This is a genomic window from Candidatus Melainabacteria bacterium RIFOXYA2_FULL_32_9 (genome assembly GCA_001784615.1).
In the GTDB taxonomy this organism is placed as follows: Bacteria; Cyanobacteriota; Vampirovibrionia; order Gastranaerophilales; family UBA9579; genus UBA9579.
On record MFRQ01000170.1, the window covers coordinates 6,292 to 9,660 of the forward strand.

Below are 3,369 nucleotides of genomic sequence, written 5' to 3' on the forward strand. Positions count from 1 at the left end.
ATAATTCCTGAAATTTATCAACAATGTCTTGCTTAGGAACATTAAAGCCTGAATTTTTAAGTAAAAATTCAGTTAAATCCCAGTCATTATTAAGTCCACCTTGATTTTTGGCTAGTTGAATCTCTTTAGGAGTAATATCTTTATTCGAAAAATGCTTATAAGTCTCCTTTATTGCTATTCTATAGGAGTTTGTTGTATCAATAAGTACCCCATCCATATCAAATATCAATAAATCACGGTCTTTTAAAATATTTAAGAGTATTTGTGTTTGTTCTGGAGCTGGTATGCTTATTCTGAAACAACTTGGAATTTCAGGGTTATTCTGGAAGTATTTAACTTTTATTCCTGAATTCAAAAGTCTTTTATATATAAAATCAGCTTTATCCCCAAAATCTACAAGTAAAAAGTTACCTTCACTTGGGTAAACTGCCTTAGATAAACCTTTTAATCCATCAATTAAAATATTTTTAGACTCCAGCACCTGCTGTTTAACGAGTTCAATATGCTCTTTATCATCAAGAGCTGCAATAGCAGCTTTAGCAGCAAGTGTATTAACACTATATGGGCTTATTATTCTTTTTAAATAATCAATATTTTGCTTGTTAGTTATAATATAACCAAGTCTTAGTCCAGCCAAAGCAAAGTCTTTAGACATTGATCTTGTTATAATTACATTATTATACTGGCAAGCCAGGTCAGTAAATTTTTCTTTAGCAAAGCTTGAATAAGTTTCATCAATTAAAATTATACTATTTGGAGCCGCATTAATAATTTTCACTAAATTATCTTTTGATATTGTGTCTCCAGTGGGACTATTGGGTGTTGTTATTATTATTAATCTGGTTTTTTCGTTAATGCTTTTAAGGAAATTATCTATAGGAAATACCCATTTTTCTTCATATTTAACTTCCAGATAATTGCACCCGGATGTTTTTGCATAAATTTGCGGCATGGAAAATGTGGGGGTTACTGTTAAGACAGTATCTCCAAACTCAATAAAGGTATCAAAAATATACTTTATAGCTTCATCAGCCCCATTGGTGGGCAAAATCATCTCGGGAGATATTTCATTATATTCAGCAATTTTACTTATAAGTTTTCCATATGCCGGATAGAACTGGAGATCTTCTTTGCTTATATCCCTTAAAGCTTCAATTACTCTTGGGGATGGGCCTATTATATTTTCATTTAAGTCCAGCTTCATTAAGTAATTATCTAAATATAATGGAGGTTCATAGCCTTGAGCGTCTAATATAGCTTTTTTAGGTTGAATCATATTTACCTCTAGTTAAATTCTTCCGTGAGCTCTGATGATGATTCTAGGCCGTGAACAGTTTTCCCCCAATCCATAGTTCTTTGCATAAATATTATTTTAAATACAATAAATGAAACTAGCGGGGGCCATATAATAACTACATAAATTACCGTTTCTATAGCCTGCTTTATTGCCTGGAACAGACCCAGCTTATTATATTTTCTTAAACTATAAATTAATCCAAATAAGAAGAAAATAAATATAGCTGGAATTACTGTAAGAGAGCTAAGAATATTATGCTCAACCCCTCTAATGATTTTAAAACCTTGAATACACCATTCAAATACCAGCCAGAGAGGGAGTACAAATTCTGAGATATAGGCTAACATATCAAGACTTACTCTAAGTGAAACATCTCTTGAGAATAAAACAGGGGTAAAGTAATCTAAATATCTTCTAATACTGCCTTCCACCCATCTTCTTCTTTGTTTTAAAAGAGGTAAAAATTTCACTACACCTTCTTCATAAACCTCTGTATCTATGCAGAATCTAATATCCCAGTTTTTGAGATGTAATCTTGTTGAAATATCAAGATCATCGGTAATTGAGTAGTTATTCCACCCTTTTACATCTATTAGTGCCTCTTTTTTGATTAATTGTCCGTTTCCTCTAAGTTCTACTGCACCTCTTATAGCATCTCTACCACGCTGAAAGTGAGTATCTAGAGCATATTCATTATTTTGGCATCTTGTAAGTAAATTAATATCTTTATTACTGATAACTTTTCTTGCCTGAACTGCTCCTGTATCAGGATCTGCCAGGTAAGGAAGAATTTTTTTGAAAAAATCAGGATTAATTTTTGCATCAGCATCAAATACACATATAACTTCACCCTGAACGGTCTGAATAGCCTCGTTTAAAACAGCCGATTTCCCAGGAAAAGCATCTTCTTTCCTGGTATAATACTTAACTTTTTCAGGATATTTCTGGCTAAGTTTGTTTAAAACAAAAGCAGTATTATCAGTGCTTCTATCGTCAATAACAATAATTTCATATTTATTGTAGTCCACTGATAATATATTTAATAATGTATTTTCTATTACATTTTCTTCATTATGTGCTGGTATTAAGATACTTACAAATGGCTCATAGGTATTATCGAGTTTTATAGGATGTTTTTTCAATTTTCTTTTTTGATGATATTGTGCAGTCTGAATTAAAATTGCATAAAATGCCATAAACCCAAGTACAATATAAATAGAAGACGGTGCCGGGATATATTTTTGGAAGATAATTAGAAATATCCAAAGAAAGATTATCAATATGGCTAATGTTATTCTATCTTTCAATTTTTTCTTCCTTTTTCTGATTTTTATATTTTAACTTAAATTGTAATTTAAAAATTATGTAGTGTAAACTAATAAAGCATTCGTGCAGAATATTCTCGAAGCACTTTAGCTGCTACTTTTCGGCCTTGTATTTCTTTTGCCATATCCGCAAATTTTTTAGCATTTTCGCTAAATTTTGACTCATTAAGCATCATATTAATAGTTGTACTTAATTTATCGGGAGAAAGCTCATCATATTTTAATACCGTTGAGACTTGTAATTCAGACATTCTTTGAGCGTTGTTTTCTTGCTCTATTTGTTTAAAATCTGGTATGACTATTGACGCTTTACCTAGAGTCATTAGTTCCATAGCAGTACTGTGCCCAGCTTGAGTAATTACCAAATCAGATGCTTTTATATATTGGGCTAAACTTGAGACCATCCCAACAATTCGTACATTATCAGGTAGATTTTCTACATTAAAATTTGTAAATATATCAAAATTTATATCAGGTAAGATCCTTGCTACTTCTATAACGTTGTCAAGAATTGGTCTTCTATATGCATGTCCACCTAATGTTACTACAATATAAGGCTTGGATTTGTCCGGGTATTCAATAGGTATAATCTCTTCTCGGTCCCAACTCACAAGTGGTCCTACAAATCTTGTACGCTTTTTAACTTTATAATTTTGACTTAGATTAGGAAAGCAAATTGTATAAGGTGGGGGAAAATCAGGTATTAATATTTCTTCAGCTGAACTTAACCAGGTTTTCATTATCCAA

1 protein-coding gene and 3 pseudogenes (2 of these 4 cut by a window edge) are annotated in these 3,369 nt (G+C 31.6%); all 4 read right to left on the minus strand.

The features are described from left to right. Positions 1 to 21, minus strand: a pseudogene (locus A2255_09845) (hypothetical protein) (it extends 357 nt beyond the left edge of the window). Continuing rightward, positions 1 to 1,276, minus strand: a pseudogene (locus A2255_09850) (histidinol-phosphate transaminase) (it extends 59 nt beyond the left edge of the window). Before A2255_09850 ends, A2255_09845 begins: the two co-directional pseudogenes overlap by 80 nt. 8 nt (positions 1,277 to 1,284) lie before the next feature. Then, positions 1,285 to 2,604, minus strand: coding sequence for a hypothetical protein (locus A2255_09855; protein ID OGI16608.1), 1,320 nt, complete (start codon positions 2,602 to 2,604; stop codon positions 1,285 to 1,287). A gap of 68 nt (positions 2,605 to 2,672) precedes the next feature. Further along, positions 2,673 to 3,369: pseudogene (locus tag A2255_09860) on the minus strand (hypothetical protein).